Genomic DNA, 20,150 nt, shown 5'->3' with positions numbered 1-20,150 from the left:
GAGCGGCGCACGATGAACCTCGTCGCGCGTCTGCGCCCCGCCGTGCCCGTGGCCGTCGCCCTCGTCGGCGTGCTCGTGACGCTCGCGGTGGCCTCGCGCGTCCTGCCCGGCCGGGTCGTGATGGTCCACCTCAGCGAGACGGGTGGGTCGGCGTTCGCGGCGAGCCGTGACGACCTCGTCCTCCTCGGCGCCGTGCTCGTGGTCGGCATCGTCGTGACCTGGTCGGTGTCGGCTCTGTTCCTCGCGGTCACGCCCGCCCGCCACGTGCTCGTCCCGCACGCCGCCTTCTGGAAGAACCCGGCCAACCGGGCCGAGATGAGGCGCCGGTATCAGCGCTACCTCGCGGTGGCGACCAGCGCCTCCCTGTGGTTCGTCGCGGCGCTGTTCGTCCTGGCCCTCGTCTCGCAGGGCGGGCCCCTCGCGGCCTGGTGGCTGCCCGCGGCCGTGTCGGCCGCGTTCGTGCTCTTCGTCCTGGGTGGTCTGACCTGGGTGTTCACGGTCGGCTTCACGCCGACCCCGGCGGGCGTCGCGGTCCGCACGGCCGCATCCGACCGCGAGGCGCGGGTCGCGTCGTCACCGTCCTCCACCCGCGTCGCGCTCCCGAAGCCCGACGCGTCGGCGGCGCGTCCGCCGAAGGTGAGCCAGCGCCCGACCGAGGCGACTCCACGGAGCGGCACCGCGCCTCCTGCTCCGTCCCCCCGGCCGGGCCGCACGTCCGGGCGTCCCGAGACCGCACCCGCCGACGGCCCGCGAAAGGGCCCACCCCGCCCCTACCAACCCCGACCACGCTCCGGAGGCCCCCGTGGATGACGACCGGTACGGTGCCGACGTGCTCGCCGGCGACTGGAAGCGCTCGACGAAGTCGGCGCCGACGCCGACCGACGCGGTCCGCGACCTCGTGGTGGAAGAGGTCCGGTCGGGCTTCACGGGCGCGATCGTCCGCGTCGAGGCCGGCACCGTCGAGCTCGAGGACTGGAAGGGCCGGGTGCGGGCCTTCCCGATGTCGGGCTCGTTCTCGATCGACGGCGCCCCCGTCGCGCTGCGGGTGCCGCGGGCGGCGCCTCAGGGTCGGGCGCGCACGGCGTCCGGCTCGTTCGCCGTCGAGGGGGCCAAGGCCCGGGTCGCCCGTCAGAGTCGCATCTTCGTCGAGGGGCGGCACGACGCCGAGCTGGTCGAGAAGGTCTGGGGCTCCGACCTGCGGGTCGAGGGCGTCGTCGTCGAGTACCTCGAGGGCGTCGACCACCTGGCCGACGTGCTCCGCGACTTCCGGCCGGGGCCCGAGCGACGCGTCGGCGTGCTCGTCGACCACCTGGTGCCGGGCTCGAAAGAGAGCCGGGTCGCCGAGGGCATCGCCCGCAGTCCGCTCGGCCGCCACGTGTTGGTGGTCGGGCACCCGTTCGTCGACGTCTGGCAGGCCGTCAAGCCCGGGCGGCTCGGTGTCGAGGCCTGGCCGGTCGTGCCCCGATCCGTCGAGTGGAAGCACGGCGTGTGCGAGGCCATGGGCTGGCCGCACGAGGACCAGGCGGACATCGCGCGGGCCTGGCAGCACATCCTGTCGCGCGTGCGGAGCTATGCCGACCTCGAGCCGTCGGTGCTCGGCCGGGTCGAGGAACTCATCGACTTCGTCACGTCGGGCTGAGTCCCGGCGTCGACGAGGGTGACGCGGCCCGAGTCGTGCACCGCCGTCGGCTCCGCGGGCTGCTCGGACACCTCGATCCCCGGGAATCGCCCGGGCGTGTCGGCGTCCCGGCCGCTTTTCGCCCTAGATTCGAGGCATGGCCGAGCAGATCGAGGGAAGCGTGAGCTCTGCCGTCGACGCCTGGCTGCGCTGGCTGCCCCGGTGGCACATCGGCACCGCCCGCGGTCGCACGCGACCGTGTCGGGTGTGCCTCGGCTCGCCCGTCGCCACCGCCGCCGGGTTCGACCACGACGTGCCGCACGCCGTGCAGCACGCGCTGCTGAACCGGATGCGGCAGATCGTCGACGACGACGTCGACGAGTACACGGCCCGCAACCTCCCGCTCGTCACGCGCGAGCTGCGACTCGCCGAGGCCCAGGAGGCGCGGGGGTACCGACCCGAGCAGGGTCTCGACCCCGAGTTCCAGGGTCTCGATCTCGACCCCGAACCCGAACCGGGCCAGCCGTTCCTCTTCACGCTCGCCGGGCTCGCGGGGATGCCGGCGGACGCCGGCATCATCCCGCCCGACCCGACCGTCGTGGGCGGGTCCACGGACTCCACGTCCGAGGCCGACGTCGCTGCCGCGCCGTTCGACCCCGACGACCTCGACGGCTGGCTGCTGCCCCCCGATTCGGCGATGCCGACCGACGCGCCCCTGCTCGACGATCCTCGTCCGGCCGCCGGATCGGAACACCGACCGGGTCCGGCCCCGCGACCCGAGCCCGAGCCCGAGTACTCGGACGAGGCCAAGGCCGCACTGCGACACGAGATCACCCTGGCGGGCGACCACGCCGAGTCCGTCGGCACGAGCCTGTGCCTGGCCCTGGTGCAGCACCGTCCGCGCATCGCCGAGGCCATCGACCGCCTCGTGGCCCCCCAGGTCGACGAACTGCTGGCAGAGTTGTCGCGCGCACTCGAGCAGCCGCGGTCGCGCTGAACCCGAGCGACCCGGTCCGCGGCGCGTGCCGACGTCACGAGAGGACACCGAGATGACCCGCCCCAGCCCGACCTCGTCCCCGACGACCCGGCGGCGGGAGGTCGGCCCGGCCTGGTGGCCGATCGTCGTCGACCTCGTCGCGGTCCTGGCCTTCGTCGTCATCGGCCGTCGCAGCCACGCCGAAGGTCTCGACCTGCCCGGCCTGCTCGGCACGCTGTGGCCGTTCGTGGTCGGCTCGGTCGTCGGCTGGGCGAGCGTGACCGGCGTCCGCTGGCCGCTGTCGGCCGTCCGCTCGGGAGCGGTCGTCTGGGTCTCCACCGCCGTGATCGGCGTGCTGCTCCGTGTGGTGAGCGGTCAGGGTGTGCAGGTCAGCTTCGTCGTCGTGACCGTCGTCGTGCTCGGCGTGTTCGTCGTGGGGTGGCGAGCGGTCGCCGCCCTCGTCCGCGGCTGACGCGGGGACCTCAGACGACGCGGACCGAGCGGGCCTCGATGCCCACGTTGCCCCGGCCGTCGAGCGCGTAGACGTAGATCTTCCACACCCCGGGGCGGGACGGGGCCTGCACCGTCATGGTCCCCGGTCCCGTGGTGGTCGCCGGCAACGGCCGGAGGGACTCGTCCCCGTCGACGTACCGGCTCGTGGCGTAGACCCGGTAGGTCACGGGGTCGCCGTCGGGGTCGGTCACCGAGGTCGTCAGCGTGACGGGTGTGCCCGGGCGCACTCCCGAGGCCGGGGACAGCGTCATGGAGCGCACGACGGGCGACGTGTTGGTGGGCGCCTCCCCGCCGTAGGCGCGTTGGACCGCGAAGTACGACAGCCGACGGAGACCGTCGGTCCGGAGGTTCAACCAGACGCCGGGCTCGTCGTTCTCGAGGCCGTAGTTGAAGACGGTGGCCCCGAGGGCGACGCCGGGATGGGACAGGACGGCCTGCCACGCGGCGGTGTAGGCCCGGGCCTTGGCCTCGTCGCCGGGTTCGAGCGGGATGCCGTTCGCGTCGTCGGGGACCTCCCACGAGCCGGCCGGACCGGTCTCGGTCACCAGGTAGGGCTTGGTGTACCCGCCGGAGATCCACCCGTCCTCGAGGTACCCGACACCGCCGTACGAGTTGACCGAGTAGAAGTCGAGCGACGGAGCGTGCTCCTCGTAGTACGAGAGGGCGCCGATCCAGGCGTCGGTCGAGGTGACGGGGTGGCCCGGGTCGATCGAGTGGATCGTCCGGGCGACCTCGTCGACGAAGCGGGCGTAGGCGACCCGTTGGGTCTCGCCCTGCCCCAGCATCACCTCGTTGCCCACGTCCCAGGCCAGGAGGCTCGGCCGATCCCGGTAGGCGGCCACGGTCGAGCGGATGCTCGCCAGGGTGGCCGTCTTGTAGGCGGTGTCGCCGACGTAGTCGACGCCGTGGTCGAGCCACAGGCCGGCGACGACATGGAGACCGGACGCCGACGCGGCGTCGAAGAGGCGCCCCGAGCCCGTGTCGGTGCCCCAGGTGCGGACCGTGTTGGCGCCCATCGAGGCGATGTCGGGGAAGTGGGTGGCCGCCTCGGCGGCCGGGGCGCCGTAGGTGACCCCCTCGACCGTGAAGGGCCGCCCGTCGACCTCGAGGTGCCACGAGCCGGCACCACCGGCGAGTCGGACGCCCGGGGTGGCGGACGACGACCCGGTCCGGGACCCACGCACCGTCAGTTCGGACAGCGAGTACCCCGTGCCCGTGGCCGAGACCGTCGCGAGCACCCGGACGTGCCTCCCCGTCCCGGCCACGTCGTACGTGTCCGTGCCGCCGTCACCCCGGGTCGTCGACGCCAGCGTGCGCCAGGTCTTGCCGGTCGACGCGATCTGGACCTCGTAGGCCGTCGCCGGGGCGTCACCCCACCGCAGCGAGACCTGCGACACATCGACCTGCGGTCCGATGCTGACCTGCAACCACTGCGAGCCCGCCCGCGCGCTCCTCCAACCCGCCCGCCCGTCGCCGTCCACCGCGGCCGCTGCCGGGGTGGACCGTGAGGCGACCGAGGAGGCCCCCGCACTGCGTCCCTGCGAGAGGACGGCGTCCGAGGCCCGCGCCGCGACGGGGGCCTGGGCCGTCACGAGGGCCGCGACCAGGCCGGCCGTCACCATCGTGGCGATCGCGAGTCGGCCCGCGCTCGCGCGCCTAGCACCCTGCATGACCGCCCCCTCCGTCGCCGTCGGGCCCACGGTACGGAACGGACCCGAACCGGGTCAACGCCTCGAAAGGGGGGAGGCGCGGGTCAGCCGCGTCGTTTGGCGCTGTTGTCGAGACTGGGCTCGTCGGTGAGGACGAGGCCGGACGAGCTGTTCGACGAGGCCGTCAGCTCGGTGAGCCAGTCACGGTTGATCGACGGCACCCGGCCGCCGGAGTACTTGAAGTAGAGCGGGATGCCGGCGTCCAGCCAGATGCTGCTGCGACCGTCACCGACCTTCTGCGTGTCGCGCCACGAGAAGAAGAACGACTCGCGGCGACGCAGCTTGGTGGCGATGACGATCTGGAGGTGTTCGAGCACGCGGTCCTCGAACTCGACCTCGATGCCCGAGGTTCCGTAGATGAGCGATCCCATTGGGGTCCTGTTTCGTGAGTGTGTCCGGCGTCGGAAACCAAGCCGACACAGGTCAATGTAGCAAGCGATGCGGTGATCCCCGTCAGGCGCAGCCCACCCGGGCGTTGTGGGCGGACGCGCAGGCTGCCCCGCCATACTCGGGGCTGCCGATCCGTTGCGCCCCCGAGCGCCCGACCGACCACCTGGGACCCATGACCTCGACAGCCCTCGTCCTCCGCGCCTCCTCGTCCTCGAGCCAGGACGTCGTCGCCGACCTCGACGGCCTCGTCGGGTTCGCCGCCCGCGTCATCGACGCCCTCGGCGAGTGGGGCGTCGCCCTGCTGACCTTCGTCGAGACCGTGTTCCCGCCGATCCCCAGCGAGGTCATCCTGCCGCTGGCCGGGTTCCTGGCCGGCGCCGGGTCGATGAACATCGTGCTGTTGATCGCGCTGAGCACCCTCGGCGCCTACCTGGGCGCCCTGGTCCTCTACGGGCTCGGGGCCGGTCTCGGCCTCGACCGCAGCATCCGGTGGCTGGCCAAGCTGCCGCTGGTCGACCGCCACGACTTCGAGAAGGCGGCCGGCTGGTTCGAGCGCCACGGGCGGTCCGCGGTGTTCTTCGGCCGGTTCATCCCGGGCGTGCGCAGCCTCATCTCGCTTCCCGCCGGTGCCGAGCGCATGCCCCTGCTGGTCTTCTCGGTCTTCACGATCGTGGGCAGCGGCCTCTGGAACGGGCTGTTGATCGGGTTGGGCGCCGCCCTCGGCACCCAGTACGAGCTCATCGACCGGTACGCGAAGTACCTGGACTACGTCGTGTACGCCGCCATCGCGGGCGTCGTGGTGTTCCTCGTCGTCCGGTCGGTGCGCCGCCGTCGAGCCGGCGTCGACGACGCGTCGCGTGACGCCGTCGATCAGGACGTTCGCGGCTGACGTTCCGTGGCCGTCCAGGCGGCGGGCCGGGACGATCCGTACCGTGGTGGGCAGACCGACGTCGCGCCCCGCGCGCGGCACCGAGCACACGATCCGACAGGACACCACCATGGGATTCCTCGACCGCCTCCTCGGCCGCGAGCCGCAGCAGGGCCAGCCGCAGCAGCCCTCCGCTCCGCAGGGCTACCGGTACGGGCAGCAGAGCTACGAGCAGCCCGCCGCCCCGCAGCAGGGGTACGACCAGCAGGGGTACGGCCAGCAGGGCTACGGCCAGCAGCCGCCGGTCCCGGCCTCGTCGGCCGGCACCGGCCCGGCCCGCAGTGACGACGAGATCGCCGTCGAGCGGTACCGCTATCTGCTGAAGACCGCCCCGCCCGAGACCATCGAGCAGGTGCACGCCGAGGCGTTCGCGAAGCTCAGCCCCGAACAACGCCGTCTCGTCTTCGACCAGCTGACGGCCGAGTCGAGCCCCGGCGAGGCACCGCGCGGCGACGACGCCGGCTCGCTCGCCCAGGCCGCCACCCGGTCCGAACTGCGACGACCCGGGACCCTCGAGCGCACCCTCGGCGGCGGCACGGACGGACGGCAGCAGGTCGGGCCGAACGGCCAGCCCCTCCGTCAGGGCCCCGGCATGGGTTCGATCATCGGCGGGTCGATCCTGGGCACGGTGGCCGGTTACGTCATCGGGTCGACCTTGATGAGCGCGTTCCTGCCCGACGCCGGGGCGACGGCGGACGGAGGCGCGGGTGACGACGCCGGCGGCGACCAGGGCTCCGAGGGCGACGGCGGCGCGGACGGCGGTGCCGACGCCGGCACCGAGACGGCGAGCGACGGCGGCGGCGACTTCGGGGGAGGGGACTTCGGCGGAGGCTTCGACATCTGACACCTGGGCATCACCCCCGGGACGGACCTCCGGTCGCGGACTAGCGTCGGGGGTCCGTCCACGATCCGCCTATAGGCCCGAGGGGGCACCATGACCAGCACGAGAACCGCCGTCGTCACCGGAGGGTCCGCGGGACTCGGCCGGGCCACCGTCCGAGAGCTCGCCGCGCGCGGATGGGACGTCGCGATCCTCGCTCGGGGACAGGACGGCCTCGACGGGGCCGTCCGGGACGTCGAGGCCGCCGGTCGCCGCGCGCTGGGCATCTCGACCGACGTGGCCGATCGCGCCCAGGTCGAGTCGGCCGCCGATCGCGTCGAGGCCGAGCTCGGGCCGATCGACCTCTGGGTCAACGACGCCATGGTCGGTGTGTTCGGCGAGTTCCTCGAGACGGACCCCGACGACTTCGAGCGGGCCACGGCCGTCAACTACTTCGGCTTCGTCAACGGCACTCGTGCGGCCCTGTCACGCATGGTGCCCCGCGACCGCGGGCAGGTCATCCAGGTGGGATCGGCGCTCGCCCACCGAGGCATCCCGCTCCAGGCCTCGTACTGCGGCGCGAAGCACGCCGTCCAGGGCTTCACCGAGTCGGTGACGACCGAGTTGATCCACAACAAGAGCTCGGTGCGGATCAGCACGGTCGACATGCCGGCCCTCAACACCATCCAGTTCAACTGGGTGCGCTCGACCCTGCCCGAGCACCCACAGCCCGTGCCGCCCATCTTCGAACCCGAGGTCGGGGCCCGGGCGATCGCCGACGTCGCCGACAAGCCGCGTCGCCGGACCTGGCTCGGCGAGCCCACCGTCATGACGGTGCTCGGCAACCGGTTCGTCGCGAACTTCCTCGACGTCTACCTCGCCAAGAGCGGGTACTCCGGCCAGCAGGCTCCCGACAAGAACGAGCCCATGCTGCCCGACAACCTCTACGAGCCCACGGCCGGTGACCACGGGGCTCGCGGCATCTTCAGCGACCGCGCGCGCACCACGAGTCCGCAGGTCTGGTACACCCGCAACCGCGCCCTGACCGTGGGGGCCGTGGTGGGGGCGTCCGCGGCCGCCACCGCCGCCGTGGTGGGTCGGGTGACCCGCGGGCGTCGGGCATGAGCGCCGCGCCCGAGGTGGACGCGGTCGTCGTCGGTGCGGGGCCCAACGGTCTCGCGGCGGCCGTGGTGCTCGCTCGGGCCGGTCTCCGCGTCGAGGTCGTCGAACGGGCCGATACGATCGGTGGGGGAGCGCGCACCCAGGAGGCGACCCTGCCGGGCTTCCGCCACGACATCTGTTCGGCCGTGCACCCCATGGCCCTCGCGTCGGGGTTCTTCCAGCGGTTCCAACTCGACCGCCGGATCGAGCTGACGGTCCCCGACATCTCGTACGCCCACCCGCTCGACGGCGGACGTGCCGGCATCGCCTACCGTGACCTCGACCGGACGGCGGACGGACTCGGTGCCGACGGGGCCGCCTGGGCGCGCCTCCTCCGGGGTCTGGTCGAGACCGAGCCCCGCATGGCGAAGTTCACGATGCGCGAGCTCGTCCGGGTGCCGGACGACCCGGTGACCCTCGCGCGCTTCGGTCTGGCCGCCCTGTCACAGAGCGGCCCCTGGTGGAACGCCGGGTTCTCGGGTGACGAGGCCCCTGCCATGCTCGCCGGGGTGATGGCCCACGCGATCCGCCCGATGCCGAGCCTGTCGACCTCGGCCGCCGGGCTCGTCCTGGCCGTGCACGCGCACGCCCGGGGCTGGCCGGTGCCGACCGGTGGCAGCCAGTCGATCGTCGACGCGATGGCCGACGACGTCCTGGCCCACGGAGGCACCATCACGACGGGCGTGGACGTCACGTCGATCGACGAGCTGCCGAGGGCGAAGGCCACGATCTTCGACACGAGCGCCCGTGCCCTGGCCGACATCGCGGGCAGTCGTCTGCCCGACCGGTACGAGCGCGCCCTGCGGCGCTTCCGGTACGGGAACGCGGCGGCCAAGGTCGACTTCGCGCTGTCGGGGCCGGTGCCCTGGGCGAACGACGAGGCCCGGCGCAGCCCCACGCTGCACCTCGGAGGGACGCGGGCCGAGATCGCCTCGGGCGAGCACGACGTCGCCTCGGGTCGACACGCCCGCACGCCGTACGTCCTGGTGGCCCAGGCGGGCGTGGTCGACGGCACGCGCGCCCCCGACGGTCAGCAGGCCCTGTGGGCGTACACGCACGTGCCGCGCGGGTCCACGGTCGACCAGACCGAGACCGTCATCGCCGGCATCGAGCGCTTCGCGCCGGGGTTCCGTGACACGATCCTGGCCACGAACAGCCGGACGGCGGTCGACCTCGAAGCGCACGACCCCAACTACATCGGCGGCGACATCGCCGCCGGGGCCCCGAGCGTCTGGCAGCTGGCGGCACGGCCGACGCTGTCGACCGAACCGTGGCGCACGCCGACGCCTGGCCTCTACCTGTGCTCGTCCTCGACCCCGCCGGGCCCCTCGGTGCACGGACTGGGTGGCGCCTACGCCGCGCGCAGCGCCCTGAAGCACGAGTTCGGCATCGACCGGCTGCCGTACCTCGGCGTCGACTCCTGATCGCGTCGACTCCCGACGGGGGAGGTGCCCGACGCCCGATCTGATCCACGGCGGCAGGGGCGCGTCAACGGGGTGCGCGGCGCGCGGGGACCATGCCAGGATCGACGGATGAGCACCACGCACCGCTTCATCGAGGCCTCACCCCACGACGTCTTCGATGTGCTGAGCGACGGGTGGCTCTTCACGAGCTGGGTCGTCGGGTCGGCGCGCATCCGCGAGGTCGAACTGACCTGGCCGAGCGTCGAGGCCAGGGTCCACCACTCGTTCGGGGTCTGGCCGTTGGTCATCGACGACGTGACGACCATCCTCGAATGGGACCCTCCGGTCAGGGCCGTGTTCCACGCCAGGGGCTGGCCGATGGGCGAGGCCCGGGTCGAGATCGACGTGCGCAACCGCATGGGCGGCTGCTTCGTCACGATGACCGAGTACGCCGTCGCGGGCCCCGGTCGGCTGGTGCCGAAGGCCCTGATGGACCCGCCGCTGCACTGGCGCAACAGAGAAGCGCTGCAGCGACTGGCCTGGTTGGCCGAGGGTCGCATGACGGATCGCGTCTCGCCCAGCTGAGCCGCGCCTCCTGAGCCGCGGCCGCGGGTGGACCGACCCGCACCTGCCGACCGTCGTCCGGTCGAGGAGGCGCGGGTCCGGTCTCAGCGCTCGGCCAGCGAGTCGCGTACCTTGCGGCGCAACACCTTGCCGATGAGCGACCGGGGGAGGTCGTCGACGACGACGATGCGCCGCGGCACCTTGTACGGCGTGAGGTGCTTGCGCGCGAACGAGCGCAGGGCCGCGACGTCGACGTGGGCGCCCGGCTTCACGACGATCGCGGCGGCCACCTGTTCGCCGCCGGGGGTGGGCAGACCCACGACCGCGGCTTCGGCGACGCCCTCGAACCGGGTCAGGACCTCTTCGACCTCGGACGGCGAGACGTTGAAGCCGCCGGTGATGATGAGCTCCTTGATGCGGTCGACGATGCGGACGAACCCGTCGTCGTCGATGGTGACGATGTCCCCGGTGCGGAACCAGTCGCCGTCGACGAAGACCTCGCCCGATTCTTTCGGCTTGCGGTAGTACCCGCTGAAGACCTGCGGGCCACGGACGATCAGCTCGCCGCGTTCACCGGCCGCCACGTCGACCGTGGGGTTCTCGGGGTCGACGACGCGCACCTCGGTGCCCGGCAGGGGCAGACCGACCGTGCCGGCGCGGCGCGTCGGACCGACGGGGTTGGCCATGAGGACGGGCGAGCACTCGGAGAGCCCGTAGCCCTCGACCAACCAGCCGCCGGACTCGGCCTCCCACGGCTCGACGACGTCGGCCGAGAGCGGCATGGCCCCCGAGATCGCGACGTCGACGCCCTTCAGCGAGACGCCGGCGTCGTCGGCGGCCTTCTGCAGACGGGCGTAGATCGGGGGGACCGCGGGCAGGAAGGTCGGCGGGTGCTTCTTCATGACCTTGAGCACCAGCGCCGGGTCGAAGGCCGGGAAGAGCACGAGTCGGGCGCCCATGCTCATCGCGAAGGTGAGGCAGAGCGTCAGGCCGTACGCGTGGAACATCGGCAGCACCGCGTAGACGACGCAGGTGCCGCGCTCGATCGTCGGCACCCAGGCCTGGGCCTGCGCGGCGTTCGACAGGAGGTTGTGGTGCGTCAGCTGGGCACCCTTGGGCGCGCCCGTGGTGCCGCTCGTGTACTGGATGACCGCCAGGTCGTCGGTGGCCGGTCGCGGGTGCCTCGCCTTGATGCGGGACGAGCCGACGACCTTCTCCCACGGCGTGGTGCCCGTCACGGTCGTCGTGAGGCGCTCACGGGACTGGCGGGCCTTCTTGATCGGCAGGGCCAGGGCCGCCCGCGTGGTGAACGGCATCGCCCGGGTGACGTCGACCGAGACGAGGTGATCGACGGCCACGTCGTCGGGGAAGGCCTGGATGGTCTCGACCACCTTGTTCCAGGCGATGGCCACCTTGGCGCCGTGGTCCTCGAACTGGTGACGCAGCTCGCGCGGCGTGTAGAGCGGGTTGTGCTCGACGACGATCGCGCCGAGGCGCAGCACCGCGTAGAACGCGACGACGTGCTGCGGACCGTTCGGCAACACGATCGCGACGGTGTCGCCGTGGCCGACCCCGAGCTTGCGCAGCCCCTCGGCCGCCCGCGCGATCTGGTCGACGAGCTCGGAATAGGTGGTCGTCGCCCCGAAGAACTCGAGCGCCACCGCCCTGGGGTACCGCGCCGCGGAGGCCTCGACCAGGTCGAGCAGCGAGCCGTCGACCGGTTCGAGGTCGTGCGGCACGCCGGGTGCGTAGGAGTCGAGCCAGGGACGAGCGCTGTCGGTGGTCACCGGGCCACTCTATCGACCGCCGGGCGTACCCCGTGGGCTCGGTGCCGGCTGGCAACCTGACCGCGGACGAGGAGGCGCGGCGCAGCATGGTCCTCGACATCACGAAGAGAGGAACGACACATCGTGAGCAAGGTCTGGTTCATCACCGGTGCATCCAAGGGCTTCGGCCGTGAGTGGGCCGAGGCGGCCCTCGAACGCGGCGACATGGTCGCGGGCACCGCACGGAAGATCGACGACGTCACACCCCTCGTGGACGCGTACGGCGACTCCTTCCTGCCCCTCCAGCTCGACGTCAACGACCGTGCGGCCGACGTCGCCGCGGTGCAGAAGGCCGCCGAGCACTTCGGACGGCTGGACGTCGTCGTGAACAACGCCGGCTTCGGCCACTTCGGCATGATCGAGGAGATCACCGAGGACGAGGCCCGTGCCCAGCTCGAGACGAACCTCTTCGGCGCCCTCTGGGTGTCACAGGCGGCGCTCCCGATCATGCGCGAGCAGGGCTCGGGTCACATCGTCCAGGTGTCGAGCATCGGCGGCATCAGCGCCTTCCCGACGGTCGGCATCTACCACGCCTCGAAATGGGGGCTCGAGGGCTTCAGCCAGTCGCTGGCCCAGGAGGTCGCGGGCTTCGGCATCAAGGTGACCCTCGTCGAGCCCGGCGGCTACTCGACCGACTGGTCGGGCCCCTCCGCCTCGCGCAGCGACGAACTCGAGGCCTACGCCGACGTCCGTGAGGCCGCGTCGAAGCGTCCCTCGGCCGCCGACCCCGGCGACCCCACGGCCACCCGTTCCGCGATCCTCACGGTCGTCGACGCCGACGAGCCGCCGCTGCGCGTCTTCTTCGGCAAGGCGCCGCTCGAGATCGCCACGAAGGACTACGAGTCGCGTCTGGCGACCTGGAACGAGTGGCAGCCCGTCTCGATCGAGGCCCACGGGAACTGAGACCCACCCCGAGTCGCACGCCGCGCCTCCTGCCCCTCCCCGGGACGCAGGAGGCGCGGCGTGCGTCCGCTGCGAGCGTCCAGCCACCGCGGCGCATGATCGAGGCATGCCCGCACTGACCGAACCCCTCCGCGCCCGCCTGCAGTACACCTTCAACGGTCAGTACACGGGCACGCCCGAGTGGGTCACCGACCTCGAGAATGGCGACGACGAGGGGTTCTTCCTGCCGGGCTCGGCGGTGTGGGCCGTGCACGGCGCCATGTCGACCATCCCCGCCGGCGTGCGGGCACTGCTCGTCCAGGCGCTGCACCCGGGGGCGCTCGCCGGCGTCCACGACCACTCGCGTTTCCGCGAGGACCCGCTCGGCCGTCTCGCCGGCACCATCCGCTGGATCTACACCGTCTCGTACGGCAGCCGCGAGGCCGCCACCCACGCGTCGAACTGGGTGTCACGCCTGCACACGAAGGTCGTCGGCACGTACGACGACCGGAACGGCGTGACCCACAACTACGCCGCCAACGACCCGGAGCTGCTCAGCTGGGTGCACATGGCCTTCGCCGACTCGTTCCTCGCCGCCTACCTCGAGTGGGGCCGAGAGCCGATCCCCGGGGGGCCCGACGCCTACGTCCGCGAGTGGGCGACGGCCGGCGAGCTGATGGGCGTGCCGAACCCGCCGCGCAGCGTCGCCGAGATGCAGTCACAGCTCATGGACTTCGACCGCCGGGGCGTGCTCGAGCGCACCGCGCGCACCGACGACGTCGTCAAATTCATCAAGCGACCGCCGCTCTTCCCCGCTCTCAAGGTCGGTTATCCCGTGCTCTTCAACGGCGCGGTGGGCACGCTGCAGCCGCGCTTCCGCGAGTTGCTCGGGCTGCGCGCGCCGCACGTCGGCCCGATCGGCATCCCGACCCGGGCGCCGGCGCAGGCCATGCTCGCGGGCGTCGGGGGAGTCCTCGGCAAGCGACCCGTCGCCGAGGAGCACGCCCTCGCCCGGCTCGACCGCCTCGGGTGGACGGCGGCCTGACGGACGACCCGGGGCAGCGGGACCGTGGCCCCACGGCCCCCTGACCGGGGAGGGCGGGCGCGGGCACGCGCTGACAGGATGAGCCGGTGACCGACAGCAGCCCCCTCGCGGACGTGACCGACGAGGGCGAGGGGACCCGCGCCTCCGGGATCCGCCGGAACCCCACGGGCCGGTGGCTGCTCGAGTTGCTCGCGATCGTCCTGGTCGGGCTGTTGCTGTCCTGGGGCGTGCGGACCTTCCTCGTGCGCAGCTTCTCCATCCCGTCGGGATCGATGGAACGGACGCTGATGATCGGCGACCGGATCATCGTCAACGAGCTGGCACCCGGACTCCTGCCGTTGCACCGCGGCGACATCGTCGTCTTCGAGGACCCGGGCGGGTGGCTCGGCTACGGCGACGACGCCGGTCAGGACCTCGTCAAGCGCGTCATCGGCCTGCCGGGCGACCACGTCAGCTGCTGCGACGCGGACGGCCACGTGCTCGTCAACGGCCTGGCCCTCGACGAGCCGTACCTCACGCTCGCCGACGGCGGACCCCGCGCCTCGGCGACCGACTTCGACGTGACCGTGCCCGAGGGGGCGCTCTGGGTGCTCGGCGACAACCGCGACCGGTCGGCGGACTCCCGCGCACACCAGACCGGGCCCTACGCGGGCTTCGTGCCCGTCGACGACGTGATCGGGCGGGCGTTCGTGGTCAGCTGGCCGGTCGACCGGTGGCGGGGCCTCTGACCACGCCGACCGGACACGCCGACCGGACCCGCAGACCGGACCCGCAGACCGGACACGCCGACCGGACCCGCCGACGGGGCCCCGTCGGCAGAACCCGCCCGGAGGGTCAGCCCGCGGCGATGAGCCGGTCGCGCACCTCGCGCCGCAGCACCTTGCCGATCAGCGACTTGGGCAACTCGTCGAGCCGGACGACCCGCCGCGGCACCTTGTAGGCCGCCAGCTGGCCGCGTGAGGCGTCGCGGATGGCCTCGGCGTCGAACGCGGCACCCGGCTCGAGCACGACGGCCGCCACCACGTCCTCGCCGCCGCCCGACCGGGGCAGGCCGACCACGGCCACCTCGGCCACGCCGGGGGCGTTGCGGACCGCCTCCTCGACCTCGGAGGGGGCGACGTTGAAGCCACCCGTGACGATGAGCTCCTTGATGCGGTCGACGATCGTGACGTACCCGTCGGCGCTCATCGTGACGATGTCGCCGGTACGGAACCAGCCGCCCTCGAGGAATGCCTCGGCGGTCTCGTCGGGTCGGTTCCAGTAGCCGCGGAACACCTGGGGGCCCCGCAGCAGCAGTTCTCCGGCGGCCCCGGCGACGACCGGGCGGCTCGGATCGGGGTCGTCGCGGTCGACGACCAGGGCCTCGGTCGACGGGAACGGCACGCCCACGGTGCCGACGCGACGGGTCGGGCCGATCGGGTTGCCGAGGGCGACGGGCGAGGTCTCGGTCAGTCCGAACCCCTCGACCAGCATGCCGCCCGTGACGCCCTCCCAGGCCTGGACGACGGCGCTCGGCAGGTTCATCGCGCCCGAGATCGCGAACCGTGCCGACGACAGGTCGACGCCGCGCTCGCGGGCCGCGTCGGCGAGGCGCTGGTAGATCGGCGGCACGGCCGGCAGGAAGGTCGGCGGGTGCTTCTTCGCGGCCTTCAGCACGAGGTCGACGTCGAACTTGGGGAAGAGGACGAGGCGCGCCCCGATGCTCATCGCGAACGTCAGGCAGAGCGTGAGGCCGTAGGCGTGGAAGAAGGGCAGCACGCCGTAGACCGTCTCGTCGCCGTCGACGAGGCCCGGCACCCAGGCGCGACCCTGCGCAGCGTTGCTGCGGAGGTTGCGGTGGGTGAGGATCGCGCCCTTGGGCGAGCCCGTGGTGCCGCTGGTGTACTGCAGCAGGGCGATGTCGTCGACGTCGGGTCGGGGGTGCTTCTTGCGCAGCGGACGGTTCGCGAGCAGCCCCTGCCAGGTGACGTCGCCCTCGGCTCCGTCGGTGAGGGCCGCGCGGCTCTTCTTCGCGGCGGGCACCGGCAGCTTGAGGGCGAGGCGCGTGCCGAGGGGCATGCCCTTCGTCACGTCGACCGAGACCACGGTCGAGAAGCCGATGTCGGCGGGCAGGGAGCGCAGTCGGTCGACCAACTTGTCCCAGGCGATGGCGATCGTGGCGCCGTGGTCCTCGAAGAGGTGGCGCAGCTCACGGTCGGTGTAGAGCGGGTTGTGCTCGACCACGACCGCGCCCAGGCGCAGCACCGCGTAGAACGCCACCACGTGCTGCGGGCTGTTCGGCAGGATCAGGGCGACCCGGTCGCCGCGACCCACGCCGAGCCTCCTGAGGCCCTCTGCCGCGCGGGCGACCTGGTCGCCCAGGTCGCGGTAGCTCGTCTCGCGGCCGAAGAACTCGAGGGCCGGCTTCTGCCGGTACGTCGACACGGCGTCGTCGATGAGGTCGACGAGGCTGCCCGTCACGGGCTCGATGTCGGCGGGGACGTCGGGGGCGTAGCTGTGCAGCCACGGGCGATCGATCGGGGCGGTCATGCCCCCACCTTGGCAGGGCCGGGTGATGAACCCCCGGGAGGCGCGGGTCGGGTCGCCGAGGACGCCCACCGGGTGGGCGGACGGCTCAGCGGGCGTCGCGACCGGTGAGGGCGAGCAGGCGGATGCGCAGCGGCGCGTCGTCGTCGACCGGGACGGGGGACGCGAACAGGCCCGAGGCCTCGAGGGCGTCCTTCTGCGGCGCGAACACGCCCCAGACGGCCTCGACGAGCGCGTCGTCCAGCTCTTCGTCGGTCCCCACGGCACGGGCGAGGTCCCAGGTGTGGATCGTCACGTCGGCGACCTGCTCGGCGAGGTACTCGTGGACGGGCACGACGTCGGCGCTCAACCGCACCTCGGCGTGGGGGTCGGCCGCGCTCCAGGCGGCGGTGGCGGCACCGGACCACCGGTGCCAGGCCTCGACGAGGTCGTCGCCGAGCGGCTCGATGGAGTTCTCCGCCTCGGAGGGGTCGCCGCCCTCGAGCAGCAGCGGCACCCACTGCTGCTCGCGCGTGACGTGACGCACGAGGTCGCGCACCTTCCACTCGGTGTCCGGGGTCGGGGCGTCCCAGTCGGCCACGGCCTCGACGCGACGGGCAAACTCGTCGTGGGCGGTCTTCTGCAGGGTGATCCAGTCGACGGTCATCGGGGAGTCCTCTCGGGGCGGGGCGGTGGCTCTCGGCGTCAACCGCGTGGGACGGCACGGTGTTCCCGAGGGCACTGCCCCGATGGTAGGACCGTCGGCTAGGGTCGTCGGCATGACCCTCGGCCTCTCGATGCTGGCGCCCCTCGCGGCGTTCGTCGAGGCCGTGCTCTCGTCCGGCGGGGCGCCGCTGTCCGCGGTCGTGCTCGTCGGCCTGCTCGGCGCCGCCACCGCGGTGGCCGCGCTCGGCGTCGCCCGCGTCGTGCTCACGCTCTGCGGGCTGGCCGGGGCGGTGCCCGAGGTGACGCTCCGTGAAGAAGCCGGCACGCGCCTCCTCGTGTGGCGACGCGACCCGGACGCCCGCGGGCACGTGCGGTCCCGGGCTCCCGGGCGGGCCGTCCCGGCCGCCTGAGCGCACCCGTGCCCGCGTCGACCCGACGCCCCTCGGCGGCCAGAAGACACCCACCGTCTCTCTGACCGAGGAGTCCGCATGGACCTGTCCACCTTCCCCCCGATCGCCGTCGTCCTCGGCGGTCTGCAGTCGCTCGTCACCACCCTCGGCGTGCTCGTCGAACCGGTGGCCGGGTCGTCCGCCGCCGCCCTCGGCGTCGTGCTGCTCACCCTGCTCGTCCGGCTCGTGCTCGTGCCCGTGGGCGTCTCGCAGGTGCGCGCCGAGGTCGCCCGTCGCCGCCTGGCCCCCGCGATCGCCGACCTGAACCGCCGGATCACCGACCCCGCGGCCCGCAGCAAGGCGCTGATGGCGCTGTACGCGTCCGAGAAGGCGTCCCCGCTGGCCGGCTGCCTGCCGACGCTCGCGCAGGCACCCGTGCTCACGGCGGTCTACTCGCTGTTCGCGCACTCCGAGATCGCCGGGCACGCCAACGCCCTCTTGACGCACACCCTCGGCGGAGCCGCCCTCGGCGCCAACCTGTTCGCGTCTCTCGCGGTGGGACTCCCGGCGATCTGGCCGTACCTGGTGCTGCTCGCGCTGCTCGCCGTCGTGGTCGAGACGAGCCGGCGTGCCACTCTGCGCTTCACCGGCGCGGTCACCGTCACGTCGGCCGCACCGGGGCAGGAGGCGCTCCCGGGCATGGCGGGCATGGTGCGCTGGCTGCCGTTCGTCAGCGTCTTGTTCGCGGCGTTCGCCCCGCTCGCGGCCGCCCTCTACCTCGTGACGAGCGCCGCCTGGACGCTGGGGGAGCGCGCCGTGCTGCGGCGCGTCCTCGCGGGATGACGCGGAAGGGCCCGCCCTCGCCGAGCGAGAGCGGGCCCTTCGTGGTGCCGGTGCCTACGCGGCGAGCGTGAACTGGATCTCGAGCGTGACGGTGACGTCGTTGCCCAGCGTGAAGCCGCCGGCCTCGAGGGCCGCGTTCCAGGTGACGCCGAACTCGGTGCGGTCGATCTTGGTGGTCGCCGAGAAGCCGAGCTTGGTCTGGCCGTAGCCGTCGACGACGAGGCCGCCGAACTCGCTCTTCAGGGTGACGGGCTTGGTGACGCCGCGGAGGGTCAGGTCGCCGTGCACGAGGAACGCGTCGTCGCCCTTCTCCTCGATGCTGGTCGACACGAAGGTCATCTTGGGGTGCTCTTCGGCGAGGAAGAAGTCACCGGTCTGCAGGTGGCCGTCGCGGTCCTTCTGGTTGGTGTTGACCGAGGCCACGTCGATCGAGGCGGTGACCTTCGAGGCGGTGTGGTCCTCGGCCGTGACCAGCGAGGCGTCGAAGGACTCGAACGAGCCCTTGACCTTGCTGATGGCCAGGTGGCGGACGCTGAACGAGACCTCGCTGTGGGTGGGGTCGAGGTTCCAGGTGCCGGCGGGGATCTTCTCTGCGGTGATGGTCATGGTGTTCTCCTGAATCTGTGAGGTCGAGGTCGATGACGTGTCATCGAAGCTGGTACGAGTATATGCAAGCGCATCCAGCGGGACAACATTCCCGGGGTGTCCGGACGATGTCGAGGGGATGTCCTGCGGACCGGCCCGGGTCGGGCCGGACGGGCGTCGGGCCGGACGGGCGTCAGGCCGGGCGGCGCTCGGGGGAGACCGTCTTGCCGGGGTCCTTCTCGGCGAGGTCGCCGAGCGCCTCGTCGATGCGGGCCATGACGTCGGCGGGCACCGTGACGCCCGCCGCCTTGACGTTGTCGGCCACCTGCTCGGGACGCGAGGCCCCGATGATCGCGGAGGCGACGTTGTCGTTCTGCAGCACCCACGCGATGGCCAGCTGGGCCATCGAGAGGCCGAGGTCGGCGGCGATCGGCTCGAGCTTCGCGACGCCGGTGAGCACCTCGTCGGTGAGGAAGCGCTTGATCGTGTCCGCGCCTCCCTTGTCGTCCGTCGCCCGGCTGCCCGCGGGCAGCTCGGCTCCGGGCTTGTACTTGCCGGTCAGGACGCCCTGGGCGACGGGCGACCAGACGATCTGGCCGAGGCCGTGCTGCTTGCTCGCCGGCACGACGTCGGACTCGATGACGCGCCAGAGCATCGAGTACTGGGGCTGGTTCGAGATCAGCTGCACGCCGTGCTTCACGGCGAGCTCGTGGCCCGCCCGGATCTGCTCGGCGGTCCACTCGCTGACGCCGATGTAGAGCGCCTTGCCGGCGCGGACCACGTCGGCGAACGCCTGCATGGTCTCTTCGAGCGGGGTCTCGTGGTCGTAGCGGTGGGCCTGGTAGAGGTCGACGTAGTCCGTGCCGAGGCGACGGAGCGATCCGTCGATCGACTCGAGCACGTGCTTGCGGCTGAGGCCGACGTCGTTGTGCCCGCGAGGGCCGGTGGGCCAGTAGACCTTCGTGAAGATCTCGAGTCCCTCGCGTCGCTCACTCTTGAGGGCGTCGCCGAGGACCTGTTCGGCCGCGGTGTTCGCGTACGCGTCGGCGGTGTCGAAGGTCGAGATGCCGGCGTCGAGGGCCGCACGGACGCACTGCGTCGCCACGTCGTTCTCGACCTGGGACGCGTGCGTCAGCCAGTTGCCGTAGGTGATCTCCGAGATCTTGAGTCCGCTGTCGCCGAGGTGTCTGAATTCCATGACCCCACGCTACGCGTCGCAGGGGACGCGGCGAAGGCCCGTGCGGTCGACTGAGGGGGCGTACAGTGACGATTCATCAGATCATGTCCCCCGGCTGGGGGACACGATCCGTCGGACGTCGCGGTCCCC

Annotated in this window: 21 protein-coding genes; 14 read left to right on the top strand and 7 right to left on the bottom strand. The window is 72.4% G+C overall.

All coding sequences use genetic code 11. The features are described 5' to 3' along the window. Window positions 1–12 precede the first annotated feature (12 nt). The 4 genes from ARTHRO9V_RS10640 (at window position 13) to ARTHRO9V_RS10625 (ending at window position 3,066) form a co-directional block, all read left to right on the top strand. Window positions 13–810 carry a hypothetical protein gene (locus ARTHRO9V_RS10640; protein WP_159827026.1) on the top strand — a complete coding sequence of 266 codons (798 nt, stop codon included), beginning with the start codon at window positions 13–15 and terminating at the stop codon, window positions 808–810. Further along, window positions 803–1,639 (top strand): DUF3097 domain-containing protein, encoded by an 837-nt coding sequence (locus ARTHRO9V_RS10635; RefSeq protein ID WP_201298934.1) that lies wholly within the window; start codon window positions 803–805, stop codon window positions 1,637–1,639. Before ARTHRO9V_RS10640 ends, ARTHRO9V_RS10635 begins: the two co-directional genes overlap by 8 nt. Before the next feature lie 136 nt (window positions 1,640–1,775). Beyond that, on the top strand, window positions 1,776–2,615 hold the full coding sequence (locus tag ARTHRO9V_RS10630) for a spermidine/putrescine ABC transporter substrate-binding protein (protein ID WP_159827023.1): 840 nt from the start codon (window positions 1,776–1,778) through the stop codon (window positions 2,613–2,615). A 52-nt stretch (window positions 2,616–2,667) separates the two neighbouring features. Beyond that, entirely contained in the window at window positions 2,668–3,066 is a 399-nt protein-coding gene (locus ARTHRO9V_RS10625) for a DUF3054 domain-containing protein (RefSeq protein WP_159827020.1), read from the top strand. A 10-nt stretch (window positions 3,067–3,076) separates the two neighbouring features. On the opposite strand, the gene ARTHRO9V_RS10620 is transcribed toward ARTHRO9V_RS10625, so the two are convergent. Together ARTHRO9V_RS10620 and ARTHRO9V_RS10615 are read right to left on the bottom strand one after the other, a co-directional pair. After that, window positions 3,077–4,777: a discoidin domain-containing protein gene (locus ARTHRO9V_RS10620; RefSeq protein WP_159827017.1), complete on the bottom strand. Its 1,701-nt coding sequence runs from the start codon at window positions 4,775–4,777 to the stop codon at window positions 3,077–3,079. Window positions 4,778–4,860: 83 nt separating this feature from the next. Then, window positions 4,861–5,187 (bottom strand): hypothetical protein, encoded by a 327-nt coding sequence (locus ARTHRO9V_RS10615; protein WP_056048554.1) that lies wholly within the window; start codon window positions 5,185–5,187, stop codon window positions 4,861–4,863. A 191-nt stretch (window positions 5,188–5,378) separates the two neighbouring features. On the opposite strand from ARTHRO9V_RS10615, the gene ARTHRO9V_RS10610 reads away from it, so the two are divergent. The 5 genes from ARTHRO9V_RS10610 to ARTHRO9V_RS10590 all read left to right on the top strand — a co-directional run bounded on the left by ARTHRO9V_RS10610 (window position 5,379) and on the right by ARTHRO9V_RS10590 (window position 10,103). Then, window positions 5,379–6,095 (top strand): DedA family protein, encoded by a 717-nt coding sequence (locus ARTHRO9V_RS10610; protein WP_123571520.1) that lies wholly within the window; start codon window positions 5,379–5,381, stop codon window positions 6,093–6,095. A 109-nt stretch (window positions 6,096–6,204) separates the two neighbouring features. After that, window positions 6,205–6,978 (top strand): hypothetical protein, encoded by a 774-nt coding sequence (locus ARTHRO9V_RS10605; RefSeq protein WP_159827014.1) that lies wholly within the window; start codon window positions 6,205–6,207, stop codon window positions 6,976–6,978. Window positions 6,979–7,068: 90 nt separating this feature from the next. Beyond that, complete coding sequence (locus ARTHRO9V_RS10600) at window positions 7,069–8,079, top strand: SDR family oxidoreductase (protein WP_159827011.1); 1,011 nt, start codon at window positions 7,069–7,071, stop codon at window positions 8,077–8,079. Next, window positions 8,076–9,539 carry an NAD(P)/FAD-dependent oxidoreductase gene (locus ARTHRO9V_RS10595; RefSeq protein WP_159827008.1) on the top strand — a complete coding sequence of 488 codons (1,464 nt, stop codon included), beginning with the start codon at window positions 8,076–8,078 and terminating at the stop codon, window positions 9,537–9,539. Before ARTHRO9V_RS10600 ends, ARTHRO9V_RS10595 begins: the two co-directional genes overlap by 4 nt. Window positions 9,540–9,647: 108 nt before the next feature. Beyond that, the gene (locus tag ARTHRO9V_RS10590) at window positions 9,648–10,103 is read left to right on the top strand and encodes an SRPBCC family protein (RefSeq protein ID WP_056048541.1); all 456 of its coding nucleotides are present in this window, start codon (window positions 9,648–9,650) and stop codon (window positions 10,101–10,103) included. A gap of 83 nt (window positions 10,104–10,186) precedes the next feature. Here ARTHRO9V_RS10590 and ARTHRO9V_RS10585 read toward each other — a convergent pair whose 3' ends face one another. After that, window positions 10,187–11,869 (bottom strand): long-chain-fatty-acid--CoA ligase, encoded by a 1,683-nt coding sequence (locus ARTHRO9V_RS10585; RefSeq protein WP_123571517.1) that lies wholly within the window; start codon window positions 11,867–11,869, stop codon window positions 10,187–10,189. Window positions 11,870–11,992: 123 nt separating this feature from the next. Here ARTHRO9V_RS10585 and ARTHRO9V_RS10580 point away from each other — a divergent pair, with 123 nt between their 5' ends. The 3 genes from ARTHRO9V_RS10580 (at window position 11,993) to lepB (ending at window position 14,563) form a co-directional block, all read left to right on the top strand. Beyond that, window positions 11,993–12,811, top strand: coding sequence for an SDR family oxidoreductase (locus ARTHRO9V_RS10580; RefSeq protein ID WP_200412293.1), 819 nt, complete (start codon window positions 11,993–11,995; stop codon window positions 12,809–12,811). A gap of 106 nt (window positions 12,812–12,917) precedes the next feature. Beyond that, window positions 12,918–13,835: an oxygenase MpaB family protein gene (locus ARTHRO9V_RS10575; RefSeq protein WP_159827005.1), complete on the top strand. Its 918-nt coding sequence runs from the start codon at window positions 12,918–12,920 to the stop codon at window positions 13,833–13,835. Between the two features lie 86 nt (window positions 13,836–13,921). Beyond that, a complete protein-coding gene (gene lepB, locus ARTHRO9V_RS10570; protein ID WP_236557027.1) occupies window positions 13,922–14,563 on the top strand; it encodes a signal peptidase I in 642 nt (213 codons plus the stop codon). A 106-nt stretch (window positions 14,564–14,669) separates the two neighbouring features. Here lepB and ARTHRO9V_RS10565 read toward each other — a convergent pair whose 3' ends face one another. Then, window positions 14,670–16,364, bottom strand: coding sequence for a long-chain-fatty-acid--CoA ligase (locus ARTHRO9V_RS10565; RefSeq protein ID WP_159827002.1), 1,695 nt, complete (start codon window positions 16,362–16,364; stop codon window positions 14,670–14,672). Window positions 16,365–16,449: 85 nt separating this feature from the next. After that, window positions 16,450–17,007 carry a TIGR03086 family metal-binding protein gene (locus ARTHRO9V_RS10560; protein WP_056048524.1) on the bottom strand — a complete coding sequence of 186 codons (558 nt, stop codon included), beginning with the start codon at window positions 17,005–17,007 and terminating at the stop codon, window positions 16,450–16,452. A 112-nt stretch (window positions 17,008–17,119) separates the two neighbouring features. Here ARTHRO9V_RS10560 and ARTHRO9V_RS10555 point away from each other — a divergent pair, with 112 nt between their 5' ends. Both ARTHRO9V_RS10555 and yidC read left to right on the top strand, forming a co-directional pair. Next, window positions 17,120–17,416, top strand: coding sequence for a DUF6412 domain-containing protein (locus ARTHRO9V_RS10555; protein ID WP_056048521.1), 297 nt, complete (start codon window positions 17,120–17,122; stop codon window positions 17,414–17,416). 78 nt (window positions 17,417–17,494) lie between these two features. Next, window positions 17,495–18,238, top strand: coding sequence for a membrane protein insertase YidC (gene yidC, locus ARTHRO9V_RS10550; protein WP_159826999.1), 744 nt, complete (start codon window positions 17,495–17,497; stop codon window positions 18,236–18,238). A gap of 54 nt (window positions 18,239–18,292) precedes the next feature. On the opposite strand, the gene ARTHRO9V_RS10545 is transcribed toward yidC, so the two are convergent. Together ARTHRO9V_RS10545 and ARTHRO9V_RS10540 are read right to left on the bottom strand one after the other, a co-directional pair. Beyond that, window positions 18,293–18,844, bottom strand: coding sequence for a YceI family protein (locus ARTHRO9V_RS10545; protein ID WP_054144994.1), 552 nt, complete (start codon window positions 18,842–18,844; stop codon window positions 18,293–18,295). A gap of 172 nt (window positions 18,845–19,016) precedes the next feature. Beyond that, window positions 19,017–20,021 (bottom strand): aldo/keto reductase family protein, encoded by a 1,005-nt coding sequence (locus ARTHRO9V_RS10540; protein WP_159826996.1) that lies wholly within the window; start codon window positions 20,019–20,021, stop codon window positions 19,017–19,019. Window positions 20,022–20,150: the final 129 nt, after the last annotated feature.

It is taken from the genome of Frigoribacterium sp. 9N (assembly GCF_902506305.1).
Lineage (GTDB): Bacteria > Actinomycetota > Actinomycetes > Actinomycetales > Microbacteriaceae > Frigoribacterium.
Note: the sequence above shows the minus strand (reverse complement) of the source record. Positions and strands in the feature narration are given on the sequence as shown.

Excerpts from the sequence above, each read along its gene's own strand:
- ARTHRO9V_RS10615 (WP_056048554.1), bottom strand. The coding sequence starts at position 5,187 with ATGGGATCGCTCATCTACGGAACCTCGGGCATCGAGGTCGAGTTCGAG.
- ARTHRO9V_RS10630 (WP_159827023.1), top strand. The coding sequence starts at position 1,776 with ATGGCCGAGCAGATCGAGGGAAGCGTGAGCTCTGCCGTCGACGCCTGG.
- ARTHRO9V_RS10540 (WP_159826996.1), bottom strand. The coding sequence starts at position 20,021 with ATGGAATTCAGACACCTCGGCGACAGCGGACTCAAGATCTCGGAGATC.
- ARTHRO9V_RS10625 (WP_159827020.1), top strand. The coding sequence starts at position 2,668 with ATGACCCGCCCCAGCCCGACCTCGTCCCCGACGACCCGGCGGCGGGAG.
- ARTHRO9V_RS10600 (WP_159827011.1), top strand. The coding sequence starts at position 7,069 with ATGACCAGCACGAGAACCGCCGTCGTCACCGGAGGGTCCGCGGGACTC.
- ARTHRO9V_RS10575 (WP_159827005.1), top strand. The coding sequence starts at position 12,918 with ATGCCCGCACTGACCGAACCCCTCCGCGCCCGCCTGCAGTACACCTTC.
- ARTHRO9V_RS10555 (WP_056048521.1), top strand. The coding sequence starts at position 17,120 with ATGACCCTCGGCCTCTCGATGCTGGCGCCCCTCGCGGCGTTCGTCGAG.
- ARTHRO9V_RS10640 (WP_159827026.1), top strand. The coding sequence starts at position 13 with ATGAACCTCGTCGCGCGTCTGCGCCCCGCCGTGCCCGTGGCCGTCGCC.
- ARTHRO9V_RS10590 (WP_056048541.1), top strand. The coding sequence starts at position 9,648 with ATGAGCACCACGCACCGCTTCATCGAGGCCTCACCCCACGACGTCTTC.
- ARTHRO9V_RS10560 (WP_056048524.1), bottom strand. The coding sequence starts at position 17,007 with ATGACCGTCGACTGGATCACCCTGCAGAAGACCGCCCACGACGAGTTT.
- ARTHRO9V_RS10620 (WP_159827017.1), bottom strand. The coding sequence starts at position 4,777 with ATGCAGGGTGCTAGGCGCGCGAGCGCGGGCCGACTCGCGATCGCCACG.
- ARTHRO9V_RS10565 (WP_159827002.1), bottom strand. The coding sequence starts at position 16,364 with ATGACCGCCCCGATCGATCGCCCGTGGCTGCACAGCTACGCCCCCGAC.
- ARTHRO9V_RS10605 (WP_159827014.1), top strand. The coding sequence starts at position 6,205 with ATGGGATTCCTCGACCGCCTCCTCGGCCGCGAGCCGCAGCAGGGCCAG.
- ARTHRO9V_RS10595 (WP_159827008.1), top strand. The coding sequence starts at position 8,076 with ATGAGCGCCGCGCCCGAGGTGGACGCGGTCGTCGTCGGTGCGGGGCCC.
- ARTHRO9V_RS10610 (WP_123571520.1), top strand. The coding sequence starts at position 5,379 with ATGACCTCGACAGCCCTCGTCCTCCGCGCCTCCTCGTCCTCGAGCCAG.
- ARTHRO9V_RS10545 (WP_054144994.1), bottom strand. The coding sequence starts at position 18,844 with ATGACCATCACCGCAGAGAAGATCCCCGCCGGCACCTGGAACCTCGAC.
- yidC (WP_159826999.1), top strand. The coding sequence starts at position 17,495 with ATGGACCTGTCCACCTTCCCCCCGATCGCCGTCGTCCTCGGCGGTCTG.